This is a genomic window from Clostridium tarantellae (assembly GCF_009295725.1).
Taxonomy (GTDB): Bacteria; Bacillota; Clostridia; order Clostridiales; family Clostridiaceae; genus Sarcina; species Sarcina tarantellae.
In genome coordinates, this window is the sequence record NZ_WHJC01000016.1 from 20422 (window position 1) to 27376 (window position 6955).

Sequence of the window (6955 nt, forward strand, 5' to 3'; positions counted from 1 at the left end):
TATGAAGGATGATTTAAAGGAATCAATAAAAATACCAGAAGGTTTAGATAAAGCAATTTTAGGTGGATTTAATAAAGGAAAAAATGAAAAACAAAAAATTAAAAAAATTAGTTTTTTAAAGAAAACTGCTATGGTAGCAGGAATTGCAGTGTGTACAACTTTAACAGCTACAACCATAAATCCTAACATAGTTAAAGCCATTCCTGGAATGAAAAAAATAATTCAGTTATTTAAGAATGATGGAAATGGAGAATCTTTAGAAAAATATATTGAGTTTTCAACCTCTCTGCAAATGAGTAAAACGGATAATGGAATAACAGTATCTTTAGAAGATGTTGTTGTAGATGATAATAAGTTTTTATTAACTTTAATAATTGAAGGAGATAAACTTATTGGAGATAATATAGCTATAGAAGTTAGACCAAAAATAAATGAAGAACCAATAATAGATGTACGTTCTACTGTTAAAAAACTTGGTGATAATAAAGTAGCTGTAATAACTACTGGTAATACATCAAATATACAATTAAATGATGAGGCTAATTTACAAATATTAATTGGTGGAGTGCTGTTATATACTCCTACTTTTAAAGAAATAAATGGTGACTGGAAAATGAATGTAAAAGTAAAAAAGCAAGAAGCTTTAAAACATTCCTTTGTAAATAATAATGAAGAAACTATGCTATTAGATGATATAAGAATTAAAACTGGTGATTTAATTGTTTCAAAACTTGGAGTTACTATTAAACTTAAAGGGAATGTAGGAACAGAAAAAAATAAAGAAGATTTTTCAAAAATAAAATATATGATAAAAAATGATAAAAAACAAGATCTTATTATAGATATAATTGATGGAAAAATTAATCCTTCCACTGGAGATTTTTATGCTACTTTAGAAATTTTATCAGATATTAGTGACTCTAAATATCTAGAAATAATGCCTATTATCTTTAATGACTATAATCAATTTAAAGATGGTGAAAATGGATATACATTATGTGAATTAGTTCCTAGTGAAAATACTAAATTATATTCAGAAATAATTACTATAGATAAAATACATTATATTATTGATAAAGAAAAAACTTTTGTATCTTTAGATGAGCTAATCGGCACTACCATAGAAATAAATAATATTACAAAAGTTACTATAAAAAACATAGAAAATATAAATGATGAAACTAAAATAACAGTGCAACATGAAGGTATTTTAGATAGTTATGATATTCATAACTTAACATTTATTGACTCTGAACTTAATGCATATAGACAAGAAAAACATGAAAATATCACTGTATTTTATGGTAAGGATGAAACAACTATTGCCATTCCTAAATTAGATAACAATAAAAAATATAAAATTGGATTTTTTAAAAGACCAGATTATAAAATTTATGAGAAAAATAAAGTTAGATTAGATTTAGAGTAATCTTGTAAGCTCTTAATATTTTTAATAAGTGAAAAAGGACAAGTATTGAATACTAATCATTTAAACTACTATTTTGTATCCTTTATAGGTTATTAAAATAATAATTTTTTTAGTATACTTCAATACTTGTCACATTTCATTAAAACTATTAAAATATATGTTTAATTTTTACTATTAAAATAATTATCTTTATTTTTTAGCGCCCTACTTTCATAATACCAGAATTTTGTATAAGCAGTAACAAAAGCAAAAAATATACTCTCTAATACTATACAAAAAATCACTATTGGACTTTTTAAATCTATTACATTTGATATGAAAAATCCTCCAAATGAAAGTATCATAGTAATAGGAAGCAAAATAATAAATTTTTTGTTGTTTTCTTTTGTAAACATAATCTACTCCTTTGTATATTAAAATTTTAAATATTAATTTAACATTAACACTAAAATATATTTTCTTAATTCTTATTATATAATAATGCTCTTATTTGCTAATTTAATCATATTAGCTGGTATAGGTTCTTTTAGTTTCCATATGAAACTTATGGGTTTATTTCCACTATGACTTCTATATTCACATAAGCCTAAGTAAGTAAATGTATCAGTTATACCATTTTTATTTTTACTTTCTCTTACAAATAACACTATATTATTACCTGTTTGTTTATGATGAATATATCTTTTTCCTGTTTTACTTTCTACTGATGTTGTACTTTGACTTTGCCAATGAAATAGTTCTTCATTTATGGCATAATCTTCATACAGAGTAGATGGAGAAAATTCCTTATCTGACTTATTTAATGTTATAAAAAAAGCATCTAATTTTTTATCTTCAAAATACTTAACTCCTTCTCTAAAAGCTGGTTTTTTATGTTCATTAAAGTATCCAAAGGCAGCCATAATTTGATCTCTTGTATAATTACAGTATAAATCCAACGGACAATTAAAGTCTAAGTTTATCTCTTTATCTATAAAATGAAGATTATTATAATTAAACTTAAGTATTTCTACTACTTCTCTCATCATTGCTTCATTACTAAATAAATCCTCTAATGCTTCTTTTATTGCTTTAAATCCCTCTTTTTCTAGATTATTATTGTAGAAGGTATAGTATAGCATATTCGCCATTAACCTTTCCTCTTCATTGAAAAAATCAAAATTTTTAGTATTTATAAGAGAAACTATAAATTTTATTAACCTTCTTGAATTTAAATGAAATAAATTTTTAAGTTTTTTAGTTATCTCAACTTCATTTTTATCTTTAAAATTTTTTAATACTCCAGCATCCACACACATTCTTGAAAAATTTCTATTACCGGATTTTCCATAGAAATCTATTAATGTTAAATGATGATGCTTCAAGAAATGCTCTAAGGTTAATTCTAATGAAGTATCTGACGTAAAAGTCTTTAATTTATTTATAAGGTTAGTTTTATTATTAGCACCTTCTTTTAAACTTCTTAAAACATACTCCTTAGCTTGTCTCTCTAATTGAATATAACACCCTTTTGGTAAATGTATAAACCCATTTTCTAAATAATATTTTATAGAGTGCTTACTTGTTCCAATCATACTCCTAAACTTTTCTTCAAAGTTGTAATTTTTATGAGCCTGTCCTACAAAATCTAAAACTGTTAAGCATTCTTTATTATTTGATAATCTAAGACCTCTTCCTAATTGCTGAAGAAATACTGTTAAGCTTTCTGTTGGTCTTAAAAACAATATAGTATTAATTTCTGGAATATCTACTCCTTCATTATATAAATCAACTACAAATATAAAATTTATATCACCTTTTACTAATCTATTTTTAGCACTATTTCTTTCCTCTGCTGTAGATTTTCCATGAAGAGATATAGCCTCTACTCCATGATTAGTGAAAAAGTTAGCCATATATTTAGCATGTTCTACACTAACACAAAAGCCAAGTCCTACAACTTCTTTAATGTTAGTTACATATTTATTTACACTTTCTAAAATTTGAGATGATCTAATATCATTATTAGTATATAAATTATCTAGCTCTCTAATATCATAACCTTTTCTACTCCACTTTAGCTTTGATAAATCAATACTATCTGTAACTGCAAAGTATTGAAATGGACTTAATAACTTTCTATCTATAGCTTCATTTAATCTTATTTCCGCCGATATTCTACCTTCAAAATATTTAAAAACATCTCCTCCATCATTTCTTTCGGGTGTAGCAGTTAATCCTAACAATATTTTTGGATCATAATATGATAAAAGCTTTTGATAAGATGGTGCCGCTGCATGATGAAATTCATCTATTATTATAAAATCATAAAAATTTCTTGATGTTATGCTAATTAAATCCTTTGAATTTAAGCTTTGAACAGATACAAATAAATGGTCTAAGGATTTCGGAGCATTATTTCCAACCATTAACTCCCCAAAATTATTATCTCTTAAAATTGTCCTAAATGTATTTCTACTTTGCTTTAATATTTCCTCCCTATGTGCTACAAATAACAACCTATTTGTTTCACCTCTCTTTTTTGAAGCAAAATTTTTATAATCAAAAGCTGAAATAACTGTTTTACCTACTCCTGTAGCTGCTACCACTAAATTTTTATTCCTATTAAATATTTCTCTTTCAGCATTTAAACTCTCTAATATTTCCTTTTGATAAGAATACGGTCTTATGTCCATAAAGAAACTATTCTCACTACTATCTTTAATAAATTCACTATTTAATGCTTCACTTAATATTTTTTTGTTGTCATCACTATTTGTAAACAGAGTAAATTCACAATCATTCCAGTAACTTTCAAAGGTTGCCTCAAACTTTTTAACTATATCAAAGGAATCCTTTTCTGTTATTTTTAGATTCCATTCTAATCCTGAAGTTAAAGCAGCATTAGATATATTAGATGAACCTATATATGACGTTGTAAACTCTGTTTCTCTATAAAACATATATGCCTTTGCATGAAGTCTTGTTCTTTTAGTATCATAAGAAATTTTAATTTCTGTATTAGGAAGTTTTGCTAATTCTTCAATAGCCTTTATATCTGTTGCTCCCATATAAGATGTAGTTATAATTCTTAATTTTTTATTTTTCTTAGCTGTAAATTCCTTTAACTCATCTAAAATACATCTAATACCACTCCACTTAATAAAAGAAACTAAAAAATCAATAGAGTCAGATGTAATAATTTCCTTTTTTAACTCACTTAACATATCAGGTTCCATAGTAGCACCTGTAAATAAAGAGCTTTGACATAAAGAAGTAACAGGCCTTACTATATCTTTATTAGATTTTTTTAAAGCCACTGAATTATTTATTTTAGAATACAATGCCATTAGCATTTCTCCACTTTCATTGATTTTAAATCCATTAATATCATTTTCAAGAGAATACTCACTAATAGTTTGTATAATTCTATTACTTAATTCTATTTGCTTTAATAACTTCTCATCTTTTTCATCTTTACTTTTATCTCTAACATAATCAAGACCTTTACGAATAACAGAGGATATATAAGTTGTTAAAATTACTCTTGCCTCTTCCTTATCCATCTTTAATTTATCTATTATAAACTCATCATTACTTAAAACTTTTAATTTATTTACAATATCTTCATTTATTACTTGTTCATATAATCCTTCTTTCATACCACTACCTCTAATCTTTTTACTTATATATAATAAATTTATCATAACTATATAATTTTTATAGTATATAGTTTGTAATGTTAAAACTAATTTGTTAGAAGTTTATTTCTATTAAACTTCTTAATTTTAATCCATAAATTTAAATGAATTTTTTTAATACAACATATATATGAAATTATTTTATTTACATTTAAATTATATCACAAACAATTACATATATATCCAAACAAAAAAATAGTAGTATGTACTAATTACATACTACTATTTTTCACATTAATTAAACTTAGTAAAAATTACTCTTCAATACGAACCATATTATCAATTACTGTTCTATTTACATGAACAGTATGTATTTCAGCATAACATTCTCCTGTTGAAAGATATCTAAAATTAATACTATCATCCTTTGGATTTATACTACATTTCATTTGCATATCTCTTCGGTTTATTATTCTATTTAAAGCTTTACACAACTCTTCAGAAGTTAATATATGTGGACTAGCAACATAAACACTATCATATCCTAATAAGCAATGATAAAGATTTATCTGCTCAAATACTATTTCATTATTATTTTTATCTACTTTTTCTTCTTTTGCAAAAAACATAAGATACCTCCAAAATAATTTTTATTTTGTTTCTTTTCTCACCATTAAATTTTTATACCTAACAATTGTACATATAAGATTTTTATCTTTTAATATTATACACCTACATTAATGAATAGACAATTTTACAGATTAAAATCTAAAGAAAAGTTTAATTAGTATAAACCATTATATTTTATATCTTTTAATATTAAAGCTACATTTTTATAATTTATGTTAAGTTAAATTTATTTCTTTTAATACAATCTATATAATAAAAATAAGAAGTAAATAACTCACATTCACAAGTTATTTACTTCTTATATATTTTTTATAAAAAACTAATAGCATTATTTAATTATTTGCTATTCACCATATTTTCAATTACAGTTCTATTTACATGAACAGTATGTATTTCAGCATAACATTCTCCTGTTGAAAGATATCTAAAATTAATACTATCATCTTTTGAATTTATGCTACACTTTATCTGCATATTCCTTCTATCTATTATTCTATTTAAAGCCTTACACAATTCTTTAGAAGTTAATATATGTGGACTGGTAACATATACGCTATCATAGCCTACTAAGCAATGATAAAGATTTATTTGTTCAATTATCATTTCACTGTTATCTTGTTCATTCTTTTCTTCTTTTGTAAAAAACATAAGGTAATCCTCCACAATAATAAAGATTTACATTTTTATAAAATTTAATATATAATAATTTTCATTTCTATGCTTTACTAAATATTAATATAAAATTTTTTTCTTTTTTTACATATTATACATTATATATAACAACTACAAAGTAACAACTTTATTACATTTTAAAAGTTTTTACCTTGCGGTTATTTAAAACTACTATAAGCTTAGATACTTTATTATATATCTTAATCTTAAACATAATTAATACTCTTAATTTTTATACATTTTATCCAATAACTTAAATATAACATTTAAAGCTAATACAGCTATTAAAGTTATTATTGCATAATTAAATATAGTTCTTTCTATAATTTGCTTACTAACTAAAACTTGTAAAGCATAATTACTAAAAAATAAGAAAACTATTAAAATTACAATTTTAAATAAAATTTTTTAATTTTAATTCCCTTCCTTACTTTTAATAAAATAAAAAGTTTTATAATTATTACTTTTACAAACTTTATTCAAGAAAAAATGGAAAGTATTTTAAAAGACTACATAATTATTAATTTTATAAACTACAAACTCTAAAATCAATAATTCAATTAGTCTAAATTGAATACTTTCCACTTCTTATAGCTTAATAATA

The 6955-nt window shown here is 23.6% G+C and carries 5 protein-coding genes; 1 reads left to right on the forward strand and 4 read right to left on the reverse strand.

The window, feature by feature from the left end:
* Position 1 precedes the first annotated feature (1 nt).
* The gene (locus tag GBZ86_RS02760; protein ID WP_152887519.1) at positions 2 to 1429 is read left to right on the forward strand and encodes a DUF4179 domain-containing protein; all 1428 of its coding nucleotides are present in this window, start codon (positions 2 to 4) and stop codon (positions 1427 to 1429) included.
* A gap of 161 nt (positions 1430 to 1590) precedes the next feature.
* Here the strand turns inward: GBZ86_RS02760 and GBZ86_RS02765 are convergent, their stop codons facing one another.
* The 4 genes from GBZ86_RS02765 to GBZ86_RS02780 form a co-directional block, all read right to left on the reverse strand.
* Positions 1591 to 1824 carry a hypothetical protein gene (locus GBZ86_RS02765; protein WP_152887521.1) on the reverse strand — a complete coding sequence of 78 codons (234 nt, stop codon included), beginning with the start codon at positions 1822 to 1824 and terminating at the stop codon, positions 1591 to 1593.
* 75 nt (positions 1825 to 1899) lie between these two features.
* Entirely contained in the window at positions 1900 to 5070 is a 3171-nt protein-coding gene (locus tag GBZ86_RS02770; protein ID WP_152887523.1) for a DUF3427 domain-containing protein, read from the reverse strand.
* Between the two features lie 293 nt (positions 5071 to 5363).
* On the reverse strand, positions 5364 to 5678 hold the full coding sequence (locus tag GBZ86_RS02775; RefSeq protein ID WP_152887524.1) for a hypothetical protein: 315 nt from the start codon (positions 5676 to 5678) through the stop codon (positions 5364 to 5366).
* A 337-nt stretch (positions 5679 to 6015) separates the two neighbouring features.
* Entirely contained in the window at positions 6016 to 6327 is a 312-nt protein-coding gene (locus tag GBZ86_RS02780) for a hypothetical protein (protein ID WP_152887526.1), read from the reverse strand.
* Positions 6328 to 6955 lie beyond the last annotated feature (628 nt).

Bases quoted from the DNA above. Each gene is read 5' to 3' on its own strand.
- GBZ86_RS02780 (WP_152887526.1), bottom strand. From the start codon at position 6,327: ATGTTTTTTACAAAAGAAGAAAAGAATGAACAAGATAACAGTGAAATG.
- GBZ86_RS02770 (WP_152887523.1), bottom strand. From the start codon at position 5,070: ATGAAAGAAGGATTATATGAACAAGTAATAAATGAAGATATTGTAAAT.
- GBZ86_RS02775 (WP_152887524.1), bottom strand. From the start codon at position 5,678: ATGTTTTTTGCAAAAGAAGAAAAAGTAGATAAAAATAATAATGAAATA.
- GBZ86_RS02760 (WP_152887519.1), top strand. From the start codon at position 2: ATGAAGGATGATTTAAAGGAATCAATAAAAATACCAGAAGGTTTAGAT.
- GBZ86_RS02765 (WP_152887521.1), bottom strand. From the start codon at position 1,824: ATGTTTACAAAAGAAAACAACAAAAAATTTATTATTTTGCTTCCTATT.